This is a genomic window from Vibrio sp. 1180_3 (genome assembly GCF_029478545.1).
GTDB lineage: Bacteria > Pseudomonadota > Gammaproteobacteria > Enterobacterales > Vibrionaceae > Vibrio > Vibrio aestuarianus.
Map to the genome: position 1 here is coordinate 52633 of NZ_SJFM01000017.1, position 15788 is coordinate 68420.

Sequence of the window (15788 nt, forward strand, 5' to 3'; positions counted from 1 at the left end):
TTTTGTCCAAGTTTCTGAGGATTGTCACTTAATTTACTGATATGAGACAAAATTATCCGTAAAACCTTTATAATTTCTGGCACCTTGTTTGCTATGTAGCATTGATACGTAATGTTCAGTTATTAGCTTTACCCTCTTTATCAATGGATATAACAAATGAAAAAAACGGCTTTTACTATCGCAACCGCATCTTTGGTTTTAATCAGCTATTCAGCATCAAGTGTCGAAGATAATTCTCGAATCCGACTGGCTACTACAACCAGCACTTATCACTCAGGACTGCTTGATTATTTACTGCCTCAATTTGAAAAAGAGTCTGGTTATAAAGTCGACGTGATTGCGACCGGGACGGGGAAAGCATTGAAGATGGGTGAAAATGGTGATGTAGATTTAGTCATGACACATGCACCGAATGCAGAAGCAACTTTTGTTGAAAAGGGCTATGGTGTGTTGCCGCGCAAACTGATGTACAACGATTTTGTGGTTGTTGGCCCTAAATCAGATCCAGCGCAGATTACACAACAGAAAGCGTTGACGGAAGTGTTTAAAAAAATCGCCAACACGGGGGTTACGTTTATTTCACGTGGTGATGATTCTGGAACACATAAAAAAGAACTGGGTATTTGGGCACAGGCCAACATTGAGCCTAATTTCAGTGGTTATCGCTCCGTTGGGCAAGGTATGGGACCTACGTTGAATATGGCTTCGGAAATGCAAGCTTATACATTAAGCGACCGTGGCACATGGCTCGCCTACACCAATAAATTAGACTTAAAGATTTTATTCCAAGGGGATAAAAACCTGTTTAACCCCTATCAAGTTATTCTTATTAACCCCGAACGTTACCCAAGTACCAATTATCAAGGTGCTAAAGCGTTCAGTGATTGGTTGGTTAACCCAAAAGGTCAAGCGTTGATCAATGCGTTTAAATTAAATGGTCAGCAACTCTTTGTTGCTAATGCAAACGAGTAACAAACGCAATGAGCCTTTGGCAAACAACGTTAGATGCACTTGCTTTATTGGCGAGCTTTGATACTCAGCTGTGGGAGATCGTTGCGGTCTCCTTTAGTGTTTCTCTCACTTCAATTTCATTAGTTTTATTGCCTGCAGTTTTGCTCTCTTTTACTCTGGCTTACTGTGATTTTATTGGGAAATGGGTACTGCTTTCGCTTATTAATACTCTACAAGCGATACCTACAGTCGTGATTGGTTTGCTGCTTTACATGTTGCTTTCACGTTCTGGACCATTAGGTGATTGGCAGATGCTATTTACCCAAAAAGCGATGATTTTAGGACAAATGCTGGTTTGTTTTCCCATATTGGTGTCGATGATGCATGGTGCTTTACAAGCCAGTGATCGTCGCGTCGTTGAAACAGCAATGACTCTCGGGGCATCGTTGCCGCGCATTGCCGCAACGGTGATCTGGGAAACCCGTTTTCCACTACTTGCTGCAACCATCGCTGGCTTTTCACGAATTGTGACTGAAGTTGGCTGTTCGATGATGGTCGGTGGCAACATCATGGGGCTTACGCGCAACATCCCCACCGCTATCGCGTTAGAAAGTAATAAAGGTGCATTTGCGCAAGGTGTTGCATTAGGAATGGTGTTACTCTCATTAGCCTTAATTCTAAATTTCATGCTATCGAGTATGCGTGGTAAAGGTTACATGAGAACGTAAGGAAAGCTATGACGGTTAATATCACAGCACAACAACTCTCAATGCGTTTTAAAGATCGTGTTCTTTTTCATATCCCTACGTTATCAATAGGCCCAAACGATGCCATTTATTTAAAAGGCGATAACGGTGTAGGTAAAACAACACTACTGAAAATTTTATCGGGTCTTCTCAAACCGACTACCGGCTATTTAAATAATCCGTCATCACGTTGGTATCAATATTTTGGCTTTAGGCAGGCTCAGAAGGATGTCATTTACCTTCATCAATCCCCTTACCTATTTGATGGCACTGTTTTTCAAAATGTTGTTTATGGCATTCGTTACCAGCCAATATCAGCTAAACACAAACGTGCTGAAGTCATCACCGCCTTACGTATGGTTGGGTTAGAAACGTTAGCAGATGAGCATATCTCCGTGCTCTCTGGCGGTGAAAAACAGCGTGTTGCAATGGCAAGAGCTTGGATTTTAAAACCTTCGATTCTATTGATGGATGAGCCAAGTGCTTCATTGGATCAAGAATCTATTGAAAGATTGGTTATAATGGCCAAGGATTTACTTAAAAGAGGGGCAAGTTTGGTGATCACTAGCCATCAAACTAATGCACTTACCAACCTTTGTCATAAGCAGTGGTGGATCAAAGAAACAACCCTTATTGAATCCCCATTACTGCATCTTATTAAAGAAGATACTCAAGAGAGCGTGTATGTTACTTCCCACTCAAACTAGTTGGGTTATTTTAGCGGGTGGACAAGCTAGCCGTATGGGCGGGCAAGACAAGGGGTTAATTGAACTCAATAATAAACCCTTAGTTAAACATGTTATTGATAAACTAACCCCACAGACCAATACCATTATTATCAATGCTAATCGTAACCAAGAACGATACCGCGACTTCGCGCCGGTGATCTCCGATACTTTCGCTGATTACCCAGGCCCTTTGGGTGGCATTCATGCCGGTTTAAGCCATGCCAAAAGTGATTGGGTTGGTTTTGTTCCTTGTGATAGCCCATTAATTAACGATGATCTTGTGGCTCGGTTTTGTAACGCAGTTCAAGAAACTAGCGATATATTAGTTGCGCACGACGGTGAGTACCAACAGCCAGTTTTTACTCTTTTTCATAAACGCGTATTACCAAAACTCAGTGCTTTTTTACAGCGCGGAGATCGCAAAATCATTCTGCTGTATAACGAATGCAACACACATTATGTAGATTTCAGTGATTCACCCAACTGTTTTTTGAACTTAAACACCCCTCAAGAATTAGCTCAATTTGGAACGCTTCAATCATGACTACTGAGAAATTTTCAATTCCTCTGCTTGGCTTTGCGGCCTACTCTGGCACCGGTAAAACCACTTTGCTTGAAGCACTACTTCCAAAGCTTACCAAGTCAGGGTTAAAGCTTGGCGTATTAAAACATGCTCACCACAATTTTGATGTTGATAAGCCGGGTAAAGACAGTTACCGCTTGCGTAAGGCTGGTGCATCACAGATGTTGGTGGCTTCTCGCTATCGACATGTAATGATGACCGAAACTGTAGGCGCTGAAGCTGAGTTTGAATACTTGCTCTCTCGTTTTGATTGCAATCAATTAGATGTCATTTTGGTTGAGGGATGCAAAAACATTGCGTTTCCAAAGATTGAATTACACCGTGCTGAAGTCGGCAAGCCATGGCTTTACCCAAATGATGATAACATTATCGCGATTGCTGCCGATGAAACGGTCACGAGTTCACTGCCACAGATGGACATTAATGATCTCGATGCTATCGCACACTTTGTCATCAACTATATCCAGCGTTTTAATCGTACAAGAGTGAAAACGGAAGCCGCTTGTTGTGATGTGCTTTCTCCTGCATTTTTGTCTGTTACTCAAGGGCAAGAAAAAATCTTGTCATTAGTCAATGTTCTAAATGATAAAGAGCAAGTTGCGATTTCATCAACATACAACCGTGTACTAAGCACGACTATTTCCTCCCCAATTAATGTCCCGCAATACACTAATTCAGCAATGGATGGCTATGCGATACGTGGTGATGATTTACAAAAAGACCGTTATCAGGTTGTTGCTGAAGTGATGGCTGGGCATGCCTATGAACTGCCGTTGGAAAAAGGACAAGCGGTAAAAATCATGACTGGAGCCCCAACGCCCCTGCATGCAGATATCGTAGTAATGCGAGAGCAAGCTCAACTCAATGGTGACATTGTCACCTTTTCTGGTACGCAAATTAAACAAGGACAAAATGTGCGTCAAGCTGGTGAAGATTTGGCGCAAGGTCAAAACGTCTTTACCTGCGGACAACGTATCACATCACCAGAGATGGGTATGATAGCATCTCTAGGGTTTGACACTTGCTCGGTTTATCGCAAGCTTAAAGTGGCATTATTCTCTACCGGTGATGAAGTTCAAGCTCCAGGAACTATTCAGGCTGTAAACACAATTTATGATTCTAATCGTTTCACGTTGATCGGCCTACTCAAGCAGCTTGGTTGTGAGGTCATTGATCTTGGCATTATTGAAGATAATGAAACGTTAATGATCGATGCATTAAATGAAGCAGCTTTACATGCGGATTTGATTCTTACTTCTGGTGGTGTATCGGTTGGCGATGCTGATTTTATTAAATCAGCATTAGAAAAAGTAGGTTCGATTGATTTTTGGCGTATCAATATGCGCCCTGGTCGGCCATTAGCGTTTGGGCATATAAGCCAAAAACCATTTTTTGGTTTACCGGGTAACCCCGTCGCTGCAATGGTTTCATTCATCAATTTCGTTGAACCTGCGATTCGCAAGATGCAGGGTGAAATCAATTGGCAGCCCTTGAAAGTCAACGCCATTGCTGCTGAACCTATTCGATCACGGCAGGGCCGCACAGAGTTTAGTCGAGGTATTTATTTGTTCAATGAACGTGGGCAGCTGGAAGTGAAAACGACAGGTAAACAAGGTTCAGGCATTCTACGCTCAATGAGTGAGGCGAACTGTTTAATTGAAGTTTCTCCTGCTATTGATACTGTAAAAGTCGGCGAAAGCGTGACAATTATCCCGCTTCAAGGCAGAATCTAGCCCCATTACTCATGGGCTACTACCGTGACGGTTTTAGTACCCGATAAGACACAATTTCAAAAGGCTGATGCACAAATATCGGCCTTATTTCTTTTTCCCTACAGGGAATGCTGATTTTAGAGAGATAACCATGGCTCGTACCATTTTGTACACCTATAAAAATGAAGATAAGACGCTGACGTTTTCTTATGAAAAACACCACAATATTCATGAGGCTGTCGCTGAAGCTGAAGGAATAGATATTACTGAGTTTTTGAAAATGGAACAGCAATTAGAAGCTATTTCAGATACGAAAGCAGTGCGTAACTACCGTGACAACCATTTTAGAAAGCTTGGGTTTAGCAAACTGACATTACAACAAAAAGAAAATGTAGGCGTTGGTAAGAAAGGTTCAAAATAACCAATACAGCCAATCGTTGTAAAAACTAACAGTACTTATCAAAACAAAGGGCCTGCGTCATGCAAGCCCTTTATCGTTGATATTGACTATTTGATATTCAAAAATGCAGCGCCACGTACACCACCAGAATCACCATGTTTTGCTTTGATGATTTTTGGGCATTTCGCAACGGAAAGTAGGTGTTTCGGCACACGTTTCGGCATTTCTTGATAGATAAGATCGAAATTTGATAAACCGCCACCTAAGGCAACTACGTGAGGGTCGTTGGCAGTGAATAGATTTGCAAAACAGATAGCGAGCAATTCCATGAAACGCTCAACATGCTCAGTCGCTTTGCTTTCACCTTGTGCATTGGCGTTAATGATGTCGATCGCTTTCTTTTGCTCACCGTAGTAGTGCTCATAAAGAAGTTCGAAACCACGACCTGATAAATAACTGTCCAAACAACCTTTTTTTCCACAGCCACAACCCAGCATTGGTGCATTGTCACCAAGGTGGAGCCATGCATCTAAAGGAAGACGCATATGACCAAACTCGCCAGCTACATGGTTACGGCCAGAAAAAACTTGGCCTTGATAAACCAAACCACCACCAAAACCAGTACCGAGGATAAGCCCCATCACGGAAGGTTCATCTTTGAGTTCTTCATCCCAAGCTTCTGAAAGTGCAAAACAGTTCGCATCATTTTCAATTTTGACGCTACGGCCAATTTTTGCTTCGAGATCAGCACGAAGTGGCTTACCTTTTGCGGCCGGTACATTTACAGTCAGAACGGTTGCATCATCGGCATCTTCCATACCCGGAAGACCTAAACCAATTTTACCTTCAACACCAAACTGAGCATCATACTTATTCACTAGCCCTGCAATGGTGTCGACCAACATATTGTAATCATCCGTTGGGGTTGGTACACGTTCTGTTGCAACACGTTCTAAATTCTCATTAAATGCACCAAATTCAATTTTAGTGCCGCCGACATCAAAGCCGTAGTACATGTAATCTCTCCTAAAATTCACTCGAATCGATGAGCGATAAAATAAATCTTTTGGCATTATCCACAGAGCTACGCCTACGTTCCGTGACATAGTGCGAATTTATCTGGTTCACGAGTCTGTTTGGATAATATCGCAGCACTTAAACGATCAACTTTAGAGTGATCTCTCGCTTTTAGTCTGCTCGATGAAATGTTTCAACATCGGTTTACTAAAATCACGTTTTAAACGAGTTTTGCTTAATAAATAGCTTTCTCTAAACACTTCAAACCATTGCGTAAGCATTGTTGACGCCTGCTCTTCCCCCACTCCACTTAACACCAAAGAGGCCACTTCTGCAGTTGATAAGTGTTGATCATTTTCTGATTTTCTCATCATATATTGCGATACGGTTTGTGGAGAAATAGACATTACGGGCAAGGTATCGAGATAAGGCGATTTACGGAACATACGCCTTGCTTCGCGCCAGCTACCATCAAGGAAAATAAGCAATGGCTTACGCTTGTCGCCGACTTTAGGTAGTTTAAGTAACATTCGTTCTCTATTTTCGACATACTCTTCTGGAAATATCACAATAGGCTGATAACTAGGATCTTGTAAGAGTGCGAGCATTTGAGCGTCTGGTTCTGTGCGATTCCACTGATAAACGTAAGTCTCTTTCACTACATCTGCGATTAAACGTCCAGTATTACTAGGTTTAAACACCTCATTTTCAGACACCAATAAAAGAACAGCGGTATTGCTTTCAATATCGGGTTGGTACGGGCATAAGCAATGTTCAGTGGCAATCTGACAATATGGGCAACGTTCCACTTTTGCTCCACGTGCTTGAAATGGTTTGGTCGATAAAGCGATACGGTGTTGATAGAGGTGATTAAAAGCGTGAATTCTCATAAAACCAATGTTTAAACTGGAAAGTAGTTGCGATTGTACTTACAGTAAAGCCAGATTCCTAGCACAGAAAGAGAACCATGAATCATAACCCTGAATTGATCCGCTTAAGCTTTTTTATTGCTGTATTTGTCTTGTGTGCGTGCTGGGAATGGCTAATGCCGCGCAAGGTTTTGACTCAGAATAAGATCAATCGTTGGCTGAATAACTTAGGGCTGATTGGGTTAAATAGCCTGTGTCTCTCGTTGCTGATGCCGATCCTCGCTTTTGAAGCGGCAAGTTGGGCAGAGATGCAACATATAGGTTTGTTTAATTGGTTAACCTTGCCTACCAGCATTGAGATCATCGTTGCCGTCATTGTGCTTGATTTTGTTATTTATGCGCAGCATGTTTTTTTCCACTTTGTTCCTTGTTTGTGGCGCTTGCACCGTATGCACCATGCAGATCAAGACATTGACGTGACGACAGGAACTCGCTTCCACCCCATCGAAATTGTTTTATCTTTATGGATAAAAATAGCGAGCGTGCTGATCTTGGGTATCGATCCGTTGGCTGTATTGATATTCGAAATATTATTGAATGCCAGCGCGATGTTTAACCATAGCAATGCGAAATTGAATTTGAAATTAGACCATCAGCTACGATGGTTTATTGTCACTCCAGATATGCATCGCGTTCATCATTCAGTGATTGCTCGGGAAACGCATTCCAATTTTGGTTTTTTCTTGTCATGGTGGGATCGCCTGTTTGATACTTACCGAGCTCAACCGGAATTAGGGCATGATGAGGTAAAGATTGGTATTCCGCAGTTCAGACAAACGCGTGAGCAATGGTTGGATAAAATGCTGACCCAACCATTTCGGGAAAAATAACTAAAAGCGATATTTATGCAGCATGGCTTGTTGATCACCTGCGATTGCAGCGACCTGTTTTGAGCTTTCAACCATTGCCTCTAACTGCAATTTGGTCTGTCCACCTTGCGCTGAAACCTGAGTGATGGAGCGACTAACATCTGCTGTCGCTCGTTCTTGCTCTTCAGTGGCAACACTAATTTGTTCAACTCTGTCGCGAATATGCTCAACGGCTTTCTCGATCTGTTCGAAGGTTGTCTTCACCTCATCGCTAGAGTGCAACGCATTGGTCATTTCTTGACGAGACTCATAGACTGCTTGGCGAGAGCGTTCTGCTGCTGCTGTGAGTTCATTCATCATGCTACGGATATTGGTGGTCTGTTGTGATGTATCGCTTGCTAATTTTCGTACTTCATCAGCCACGACAGCAAAGCCTCGTCCTTGTTCTCCTGCCCTTGCCGCTTCTATTGCGGCATTGAGGGCTAACAAATTCGTGCTATCCGCAATACCGCTGATCATATCCACCATTTCACGTATTTGCTTCACTCGACTGTCCAGTTCAAGCATCGCGACTTCATTTAGGTGTAAGGTATTTTCAAGTGACTCTAAACGGCCTCTATTTTGTTCAATAACATCAACACCTTGTGATGAATATTTGCTCGCTGACACTGATTCTTCATACGATTCATTAGTCACCATAGCAATATTACGAATAGCAGACTCTAGCTCCGTCACAGTGGTAACCATGTTCACTAGCGAGTCATTTTGCAACACCATATTAATATTTGATTTATCAGCAGCATCGTGACTGGTTTCGGCATTTTGGTATAGGATTTCGCAGTTGCGGGTAACGGTTGATATTGATTCGTTTGTCGACGCGATCACTTGGTTTAATTTTACAGCGACTTCTTTACACTCATTAGGGCCGATCAACATTGTTGGTTGAGAGAAATCGTGCTGTGTTAATAACGATAACCTTACCATTAAGTTATCCAGTCCTTTTTTCAACCAATGACGTAATCCTAACCAGGATAGTAGTACCAAAACAGTTAGCACTATACCACCAATATATTGGACTCTCTCAACTCGATACATCGCATCATGAACCACACTTTCGCTTTGCTTTATTAACCCACTTGCCGCATTTGAAATGGCATTCAACTGCACTATTGTCTCTTTTGCTATCTGGGCGGCTTGGTTCATTTCTAAACGCTGTAACTTCCCTTGTTCGACCTTTTTTAGGATTTTCTGCAAGATTCCGCTATCCGTGAAACCCGCTTTAACCATGTCGTATGGTGCTGTTAAACTTGTATATTCCATCACATCTGGATGCCACTCTTTAAAATCATCAAATGCCAAGTCGATGCCTGCCATTCGGTTTCTAATCTCTTTATATTGCTCGTAGGCAAGTTGAGGATCTCGTTGCATCATCATCAATAAAAATGTGCTTTCCATTGAGCTGGCACTCGCAATAAATCGGTTTGCGGCATCCATAGATTCTGGGTTGTCCATCGATAAAAACGAACTAATACGGTTCATTTCAGGGCCGATAGAGCTCAGCCCATATCGAAATACGCGAGCCGCAGCCTCAATCGATTGTTGCTGTTCAAGCTGGTCAGCTTGTGCTGCCAGAATTGACTTAATCAGTGTTTGAAAGTTGATATTTTTAGTTTGCAGTTGCTCTTTTTGTTGCGGTGTAATCGTGGTACCAAAATGAGAGGATATCGAGAAAAGTTGTTCGATAAGTACTTGTGTTTTCAAGCTCAGTTGGTTTAGTTGAGTGTTGACTGATTTTAATTCGAGTTGATTTTCAGTACGAATACCGTCACCAAGGTATTGCACTTGTTCTAAGATATTTTGTGTCAGGCTTGCATTGTTTAATGCTAAAGGTAAAGTTTGTTCAGCTAAGTTAGAAAATTGCAGGCCTACCTTTTCCATACTTTTTAAACTCAACACTGCCAATAATATAACAAGCAGGATGATAGCAATAAAAATAGCACTGATGGTTTGCATGAGTGAAAGCGAGCGAAGCTGTTTGTTTGGCAAAGAATTCATAATAAATACGACTAAATAATTAAGTAGGCAAATAAGACTCAAACCATGGTATGAAGGGAGTATTTCAGAAATGTTTCACTTGAATTTCAGTAAGATGACAAATGCTTAGATGCAGATCATTATGTGACTTGTTGCTGGTATTTATTCTTGCAGGCTGTAGCAATGTGCCAACGTCACCTCAAACAAACGCTACTACTGTGACGGTGCAAGAAGTTAAGTCGATCATCAATAATTCCGAAGATGAGCTCGGTTTGGTATTTCAAAGTTGGCAAGGAGTGCCTTATCAACTTGGGGGAAATTCAAAAACGGGGGTTGATTGTTCTGCATTCGTTCAAATTGCGTTTAGAGATGTGTGGCAAATCCCATTACCAAGAACGACTCATTCACAAAGCCAAACGGGACGTCAGGTTAAATACAACAGCGCACAACGAGGAGACTTGGTATTTTTTAAAACATCAAGAACCACTAACCATGTTGGGATTTACTTAGGTAATAAGAAATTTATGCATGCTTCGACATCCAAAGGCGTAATGATATCGAGGATTGATAACCCATATTGGGCATCTAAATTTTGGCAGTTTAGGCGGATAATGAGTCCGCCTAACGTCAATTAATCGTACTTCGCTACAGCAGAATCAAACAGGTTTTTCACCAATGCGATATATTCATCCAAGAAAATAATCTGTTCGTTAGTTGCAGGTTTATTCCAAACGCCGGCCAACACTTCACCCAGATCTTCAACGACTGAATCCGCTTCTTTTAATAGCTGAAAACGAACACTTGAATGCAGGTCTGGGTTTTGTTCAAAAATAGCCATGATGTTACTGGCAACCATATCGGTTACCACATCTTCTACACTCTCTGAGCCAATATCCCCACCAGATGTAAATACATCCATATTAAAAGAGAGGTGCTCAATCAGAGCCAAATAGCCATCGGTTTCTACAACCACTTTAATTCTCCGCTTTACCGCTTAATTGCCAGTAATCACTGTACCTTAAACAATACTAAGCCATGTCAGCTCTTTTTCACAGATTTGATAGTTTAATGGTGCGATTTTTCATCAATTTATTGATAAGAATCTAGTATCAACAATATCTCAAACTTAAATATCGTCGATAAAAATGAGAAATGTAGTCCTTTAGGGCATGTTTTTTAGTGTTTATTGCTCTTGAGCCTTAATGTTCCGTCACAAAATCAACAATATTCTTGCACTAAATCACATTTATGAGCATTTATGTATCTTGATGCCTAAAGAGATGAAATTTGTGCCATGGAGGTCTGAAATATTTGTAAGCATAGCCTAAACTACGAATTATTAAGTGAATAAAGCAGAGGTCATTATGTGGCAAAGGCTCACCCAGCAATTATCCGACACGCTAATGTTTCAATTCGACCTAGTTGAAAAAACCAAAATCAGTGGTGGTGACATTAACGACTGCTATATGATTAGCGATGGTGAACAGCGTTACTTCGTGAAAACGAATACCCGCAATTTTTTACCCAAGTTTGAGATAGAAGGTGAAAATCTTCGTACACTCCGTGAAACTTCAACGGTATCGTTGCCTGAACTGGTAATGATCGGAACCAGTAAAAACCATGCTTTTATTGTCTTAAATTATCTGCCAACTAAGCCTCTTGATGATGCCAATAATAGTTACCAGTTTGGTGTACAGCTTGCAAAATTACACCAATGGGGTGAGCAAAAAGAGTATGGCTTTGATAGTGATAATTATATTGGTACTACGCTACAACCGAATCAATGGCATAAAAAATGGCATCGTTTTTTTGCCGAGCAGCGCATAGGTTGGCAGTTACAGCTGCTACGTGAAAAAGGAATTGAACTGGTTAATATCAGCGAATTTTTAGATGTAATCCAAACACGGTTAGCTAATCATAACCCTCGCCCTTCTCTACTTCATGGGGATCTTTGGCACGGCAATGTTGCTAACTCTGTCACTGGGCCGACTTGTTATGACCCCGCTTGTTACTGGGGAGATAGAGAATGTGATATTGCGATGACTCAGCTATTCGAAGGGTTTCAGCCAGAGTTTTACCAAGGCTATGAAAGTATTCTACCACTGAGTTTAGATTACGAAGAACGTAAAGCGATTTACAATCTTTATCATATTCTTAATCACTACAATCAGTTTGGGGGACATTATCTTGCTGAAGCGGAAAGCCTCATCAAGGAAATACTCTCTTATTAAATATGAAAATTATATAGGTAAACATCGTTAAAGAATTGGTATAAATGACTACGGGGCTGTTTTATGGATGAACTCAAACTTTACACTTAATTTGCCGCTTTAAGTAACTTCGCAGCCTAGTATTAGGATATCTCAACATGATGTAAGGACAGAGATATGCAGAATTACACTGAAAGACAAGTTACGTGCCCGCATTGTGGTCACTCAATTCGAATTACGTTAGATGCTTCTAATGGCAGTCAAAATTTCTACGATGATTGTCCAGCATGTTGTCATGCCATTCATCTCAACATGATGGTTGATGAACGTTTAGATACCATAGAATTATTTATCGACGCAGATGACGAACAGATTTTTTGATTCAGATAGAGCGCCTAAATGGGCGCTCTATCTGATTTTTAATTATCGATTTTGGCTCGCCAACACGCGTTCAACGGTGTCGACTATTGCTTGTGTTTGAGGATCAAATTCAACATTGATTTTGTCACCGACTTTTCTCATACCAAACAGTGTGCGCTGCAGAGTTTCTGGAATTAAATGTACGCTAAATTGATTGTCTTTCACTTCACCGATAGTAAGAGAGCATCCATCTAGACCGATGTAACCTTTAGCTAGCACGTATTTCATAGATGCTTGAGGTAATGAGAACCAGATGGTGCGGTTATTCGGTGTATCAATCACCTCTGAGATTTCCGCCATTAAAGCAATATGCCCTGACATATTATGGCCACCGATTTCATCACCAAATTTGGCAGCTCGTTCAATATTGACATGAGAGCCAACCTTTAGCTCTCCCAAGTTGGTTAACGCAAGCGTCGCTTGCATTAAATCGAACCATACTTGCTCTCCCTCGACTTTAGTGACGGTTAAGCAACATCCATTGTGAGCAACTGACGCCCCTACCGCTAAATCTTGATTAAGTGGTGTTTTTAGCTCAATAACATGGGTTTGAAACGACTCTTTTTTCTCGATGGCAGCGATTTTTGCCATTCCTTGCACGATACCTGTAAACATTTTGTCATTCCGGCAGTTTTTCATGGAGCTTAGTGTGACATTTCTTTATCATCCTTCCCAGTGCGACTTGTCACTTATTTTTGCACCATTTTTACTCATCCTTTCTCTGGAGAATTCTGTGCATCGTTACAAACTAGAAGCTTCAAACCTAATAAAATTAGCATCACCTGTACTTGTCGCCTCTATCGCTCAAACAGGAATGGGCTTTGTTGATACGGTGATGGCTGGCGGCGTCAGCGCAATTGATATGGCCGCAGTATCAATTGCAGCCAGTATTTGGCTACCTTCAATTTTATTTGGTGTTGGGCTACTAATGGCATTAGTTCCTGTCGTAGCACAATTAAATGGCTCCGGTCGCCAAAAGAAAATACCTTTCGAAATTCAGCAAGGTGCAGCGCTAGCACTTTTTGTTTCTATTCCGATCATTGGAGTGTTGTTTCAAACCCAATGGATTCTTAAATTGATGGACGTTGAACCGTTAATGGCGGAAAAAACCAATGGTTACATGTATGCGGTGATGTTCGCGGTTCCTTCTTATCTTTTATTTCAAACATTACGCAGTTTTACTGATGGAATGTCGCTAACCAAACCTGCGATGGTTATCGGCTTTATCGGTTTGTTGGTTAATATCCCTTTGAACTGGATTTTTGTATACGGTAAGTTTGGGATTCCAGAAATGGGCGGTGTCGGCTGTGGAGTTGCCACTGCGATTGTCTATTGGATAATGTTTTTCATGCTACTGCTTTATGTTATGACCTCCAAACGAATCGCACACATTAATATTTTTGGAGAATTTCATAAGCCGCAATGGAAAGCACAAATCCGACTGTTTCAACTTGGTTTCCCGGTTGCAGCGGCAATTTTCTTTGAAGTGACACTGTTCGCTGTTGTTGCCCTTTTGGTTGCACCATTAGGGTCATTAGTGGTGGCCGCCCACCAAGTTGCACTCAATTTCTCCTCATTGATTTTTATGCTACCAATGAGTATTGGTGCAGCAGTGAGTATTCGCGTTGGACATAAATTAGGAGAGAAAGATATTGAAGGAGCAACCATTGCTTCACGTGTGGGTTTGTTGGTTGGGCTGTCTACCGCCGTAATTACTGCTACATTAACTGTTATTTTCCGTGAGCAAGTTGCCCTACTTTATACAGAGAATAGTGCGGTGGTTGCGATGGCTATGCAATTGCTACTGTTCGCGGCGATTTATCAATGTACTGATGCAATTCAAGTTGTCGCTGCCGGAGCATTGCGTGGCTATAAAGATATGACGGCTATCTTTAATAGAACTTTTATCGCCTACTGGATAATTGGTTTGCCGACAGGTTATGTGCTAGCAATGACAGACATGGTTGTTGAGCCGATGGGTGCAAGCGGCTTTTGGATTGGGTTTATTGTCGGCTTGTCTTCAGCCGCGTTAATGCTTGGTATTCGTTTACATTGGATGCATAAACAAGAAGACCATATCCAATTGGATTTCGCCTCCAAATAAACGATTAAAGCCAGACTTGATGTCTGGCTTTTTAGTATTAGATCGTTGGCCTTTCTCTGAGATAACGAGCAAACCGAGGCTTTCCTTCTGCCGTTAGCCCATTAAAGCGAAACGTGATTGTGGAACCTATCTTCGGTGGATTTTTCCTGACCTCATCAGAAAAGCCACTGCCAATATAAAATTCAACCCCGTTGTCTAACTTTACCAATACTGAACCCATTAGTCCTTCGTATTTTCCTTGTCCTAATTTGTAACCAATGACCATGGCTTCGGAGTCTTGATGCTTTTTGAGTTTAAGCATGTCATTGCTGCGACCGGCCTGATAACGAGCATTGATTTTGCGCAGCATCACTCCCTCACCTTTTTCGTCATTTACGTTATTCAAATATCCAAGTAATTCGGCTTCTGATGCTATTGGTGTATGCTCAATATATTTGACGTGCTTGCTATTGGTTTTTGACACTAAATCAACAATATTGAAATAGCGTTTTTGATAGTCCCCTGTCGCTTCTGGCATATCAAACAACATTAAATTAATCCTCATCCAAGCTTCATCATTCGGTATGGTGTCTAATACGGTTTGTTGCACGTGATAAAAATGCCCTCGGCCAGCCCATAACTCACCTTCTATCGCGTAATTTGGTAAAGGATCGGTAAACCATGTCGGTGCATAAATTCGCTTGCCACTTCGAGTCTGTAAGTTATGCCCATTCCAAATGGCGCGAATACCATCAAGCTTTTCGCTTTTCCAATACTCATCAATATTAATGCCATGCTGATAATTATTAGCAGCAGTGACCTGAATAAAAGCCAAAGAACCATCAGTAGCAATAGCATGTTGAGCGCTGAACATGGCGATGGATAGGCAAGAAAGACGGAATAACATCTCGATGTGATCCGGTTAATGAATAGTGGCTAAATAATGTCGGTCAGCATATAGGAGAGAAAGAGCAAAACGAAAATAGTGCGAGAAGTCTCATAGACATTAGCGGTAAAGAGGATTATTTATTACAAATTATACTGACAGAGATCTATTTCTAGTTTCTATTCCCCCCTATCAAAATGAAAAAAAATGATTTCTCATTTTGAGAATCATCAATAAGCCATCCATATTGCATTGAATTATAAGGAAATAATTTATGGCA

General features: G+C 41.3%; 17 protein-coding genes. 11 read left to right on the plus strand and 6 right to left on the minus strand.

Features of this window, described 5'->3' with window-relative positions:
* Nucleotides 1–156: 156 nt before the first annotated feature.
* From EYW48_RS11940 to EYW48_RS11965, 6 genes are all read left to right on the plus strand, one after another.
* On the plus strand, nucleotides 157–972 hold the full coding sequence (locus tag EYW48_RS11940; protein WP_277432467.1) for a substrate-binding domain-containing protein: 816 nt from the start codon (nucleotides 157–159) through the stop codon (nucleotides 970–972).
* An 8-nt stretch (nucleotides 973–980) separates the two neighbouring features.
* Nucleotides 981–1679 (plus strand): ABC transporter permease, encoded by a 699-nt coding sequence (locus EYW48_RS11945; RefSeq protein ID WP_053311515.1) that lies wholly within the window; start codon nucleotides 981–983, stop codon nucleotides 1677–1679.
* An 8-nt stretch (nucleotides 1680–1687) separates the two neighbouring features.
* Nucleotides 1688–2404: an energy-coupling factor ABC transporter ATP-binding protein gene (locus EYW48_RS11950; protein WP_053311514.1), complete on the plus strand. Its 717-nt coding sequence runs from the start codon at nucleotides 1688–1690 to the stop codon at nucleotides 2402–2404.
* The gene (gene mobA / locus EYW48_RS11955) at nucleotides 2382–2969 is read left to right on the plus strand and encodes a molybdenum cofactor guanylyltransferase MobA (RefSeq protein ID WP_053311513.1); all 588 of its coding nucleotides are present in this window, start codon (nucleotides 2382–2384) and stop codon (nucleotides 2967–2969) included. Before EYW48_RS11950 ends, mobA begins: the two co-directional genes overlap by 23 nt.
* A complete protein-coding gene (locus tag EYW48_RS11960) occupies nucleotides 2966–4741 on the plus strand; it encodes a bifunctional molybdopterin-guanine dinucleotide biosynthesis adaptor protein MobB/molybdopterin molybdotransferase MoeA (RefSeq protein ID WP_274675904.1) in 1776 nt (591 codons plus the stop codon). The genes mobA and EYW48_RS11960 overlap by 4 nt, the downstream gene beginning before the upstream one ends.
* Before the next feature lie 130 nt (nucleotides 4742–4871).
* Entirely contained in the window at nucleotides 4872–5141 is a 270-nt protein-coding gene (locus tag EYW48_RS11965; protein ID WP_053311511.1) for a DUF2960 domain-containing protein, read from the plus strand.
* 86 nt (nucleotides 5142–5227) lie between these two features.
* On the opposite strand, the gene nagK is transcribed toward EYW48_RS11965, so the two are convergent.
* Together nagK and EYW48_RS11975 are read right to left on the minus strand one after the other, a co-directional pair.
* Nucleotides 5228–6136 (minus strand): N-acetylglucosamine kinase, encoded by a 909-nt coding sequence (gene nagK / locus EYW48_RS11970; protein ID WP_053311510.1) that lies wholly within the window; start codon nucleotides 6134–6136, stop codon nucleotides 5228–5230.
* A 153-nt stretch (nucleotides 6137–6289) separates the two neighbouring features.
* Nucleotides 6290–7027, minus strand: coding sequence for a tRNA-uridine aminocarboxypropyltransferase (locus EYW48_RS11975; protein WP_277432468.1), 738 nt, complete (start codon nucleotides 7025–7027; stop codon nucleotides 6290–6292).
* A 77-nt stretch (nucleotides 7028–7104) separates the two neighbouring features.
* Here EYW48_RS11975 and EYW48_RS11980 point away from each other — a divergent pair, with 77 nt between their 5' ends.
* Nucleotides 7105–7896 carry a sterol desaturase family protein gene (locus tag EYW48_RS11980; protein WP_171980517.1) on the plus strand — a complete coding sequence of 264 codons (792 nt, stop codon included), beginning with the start codon at nucleotides 7105–7107 and terminating at the stop codon, nucleotides 7894–7896.
* Here the strand turns inward: EYW48_RS11980 and EYW48_RS11985 are convergent, their stop codons facing one another.
* Complete coding sequence (locus tag EYW48_RS11985; protein WP_277432469.1) at nucleotides 7897–9930, minus strand: methyl-accepting chemotaxis protein; 2034 nt, start codon at nucleotides 9928–9930, stop codon at nucleotides 7897–7899.
* Between the two features lie 101 nt (nucleotides 9931–10031).
* On the opposite strand from EYW48_RS11985, the gene EYW48_RS11990 reads away from it, so the two are divergent.
* Nucleotides 10032–10544, plus strand: a complete 513-nt coding sequence (locus EYW48_RS11990; RefSeq protein ID WP_171980515.1) for an NlpC/P60 family protein — start codon at nucleotides 10032–10034, stop codon at nucleotides 10542–10544.
* On the opposite strand, the gene EYW48_RS11995 is transcribed toward EYW48_RS11990, so the two are convergent.
* On the minus strand, nucleotides 10541–10882 hold the full coding sequence (locus EYW48_RS11995; RefSeq protein WP_171980514.1) for a DUF3802 family protein: 342 nt from the start codon (nucleotides 10880–10882) through the stop codon (nucleotides 10541–10543). The two genes, EYW48_RS11990 and EYW48_RS11995, sit on opposite strands and share 4 nt — an antisense overlap.
* Nucleotides 10883–11273: 391 nt before the next feature.
* Here EYW48_RS11995 and EYW48_RS12000 point away from each other — a divergent pair, with 391 nt between their 5' ends.
* Together EYW48_RS12000 and EYW48_RS12005 are read left to right on the plus strand one after the other, a co-directional pair.
* Nucleotides 11274–12140 (plus strand): fructosamine kinase family protein, encoded by an 867-nt coding sequence (locus tag EYW48_RS12000; protein ID WP_277432475.1) that lies wholly within the window; start codon nucleotides 11274–11276, stop codon nucleotides 12138–12140.
* A gap of 156 nt (nucleotides 12141–12296) precedes the next feature.
* The gene (locus EYW48_RS12005) at nucleotides 12297–12500 is read left to right on the plus strand and encodes a CPXCG motif-containing cysteine-rich protein (protein WP_053311503.1); all 204 of its coding nucleotides are present in this window, start codon (nucleotides 12297–12299) and stop codon (nucleotides 12498–12500) included.
* A gap of 42 nt (nucleotides 12501–12542) precedes the next feature.
* Here EYW48_RS12005 and EYW48_RS12010 read toward each other — a convergent pair whose 3' ends face one another.
* Complete coding sequence (locus tag EYW48_RS12010) at nucleotides 12543–13154, minus strand: riboflavin synthase subunit alpha (protein WP_171980513.1); 612 nt, start codon at nucleotides 13152–13154, stop codon at nucleotides 12543–12545.
* A 118-nt stretch (nucleotides 13155–13272) separates the two neighbouring features.
* Here EYW48_RS12010 and EYW48_RS12015 point away from each other — a divergent pair, with 118 nt between their 5' ends.
* Nucleotides 13273–14643 (plus strand): MATE family efflux transporter, encoded by a 1371-nt coding sequence (locus EYW48_RS12015; protein ID WP_171980512.1) that lies wholly within the window; start codon nucleotides 13273–13275, stop codon nucleotides 14641–14643.
* A 37-nt stretch (nucleotides 14644–14680) separates the two neighbouring features.
* Here the strand turns inward: EYW48_RS12015 and EYW48_RS12020 are convergent, their stop codons facing one another.
* On the minus strand, nucleotides 14681–15529 hold the full coding sequence (locus EYW48_RS12020; RefSeq protein WP_171980511.1) for a DNA ligase: 849 nt from the start codon (nucleotides 15527–15529) through the stop codon (nucleotides 14681–14683).
* Nucleotides 15530–15788: the final 259 nt, after the last annotated feature.

What these genes read in the sequence shown, in the direction of transcription:
- EYW48_RS11940 (WP_277432467.1), top strand. Translation starts at nt 157, where the DNA reads ATGAAAAAAACGGCTTTTACTATCGCAACCGCATCTTTGGTTTTAATC.
- EYW48_RS11945 (WP_053311515.1), top strand. Translation starts at nt 981, where the DNA reads ATGAGCCTTTGGCAAACAACGTTAGATGCACTTGCTTTATTGGCGAGC.
- EYW48_RS11950 (WP_053311514.1), top strand. Translation starts at nt 1,688, where the DNA reads ATGACGGTTAATATCACAGCACAACAACTCTCAATGCGTTTTAAAGAT.
- mobA (WP_053311513.1), top strand. Translation starts at nt 2,382, where the DNA reads ATGTTACTTCCCACTCAAACTAGTTGGGTTATTTTAGCGGGTGGACAA.
- EYW48_RS11960 (WP_274675904.1), top strand. Translation starts at nt 2,966, where the DNA reads ATGACTACTGAGAAATTTTCAATTCCTCTGCTTGGCTTTGCGGCCTAC.
- EYW48_RS11965 (WP_053311511.1), top strand. Translation starts at nt 4,872, where the DNA reads ATGGCTCGTACCATTTTGTACACCTATAAAAATGAAGATAAGACGCTG.
- nagK (WP_053311510.1), bottom strand. Translation starts at nt 6,136, where the DNA reads ATGTACTACGGCTTTGATGTCGGCGGCACTAAAATTGAATTTGGTGCA.
- EYW48_RS11975 (WP_277432468.1), bottom strand. Translation starts at nt 7,027, where the DNA reads ATGAGAATTCACGCTTTTAATCACCTCTATCAACACCGTATCGCTTTA.
- EYW48_RS11980 (WP_171980517.1), top strand. Translation starts at nt 7,105, where the DNA reads ATGAATCATAACCCTGAATTGATCCGCTTAAGCTTTTTTATTGCTGTA.
- EYW48_RS11985 (WP_277432469.1), bottom strand. Translation starts at nt 9,930, where the DNA reads ATGAATTCTTTGCCAAACAAACAGCTTCGCTCGCTTTCACTCATGCAA.
- EYW48_RS11990 (WP_171980515.1), top strand. Translation starts at nt 10,032, where the DNA reads ATGCTTAGATGCAGATCATTATGTGACTTGTTGCTGGTATTTATTCTT.
- EYW48_RS12000 (WP_277432475.1), top strand. Translation starts at nt 11,274, where the DNA reads ATGTGGCAAAGGCTCACCCAGCAATTATCCGACACGCTAATGTTTCAA.
- EYW48_RS12005 (WP_053311503.1), top strand. Translation starts at nt 12,297, where the DNA reads ATGCAGAATTACACTGAAAGACAAGTTACGTGCCCGCATTGTGGTCAC.
- EYW48_RS12010 (WP_171980513.1), bottom strand. Translation starts at nt 13,154, where the DNA reads ATGTTTACAGGTATCGTGCAAGGAATGGCAAAAATCGCTGCCATCGAG.
- EYW48_RS12020 (WP_171980511.1), bottom strand. Translation starts at nt 15,529, where the DNA reads ATGTTATTCCGTCTTTCTTGCCTATCCATCGCCATGTTCAGCGCTCAA.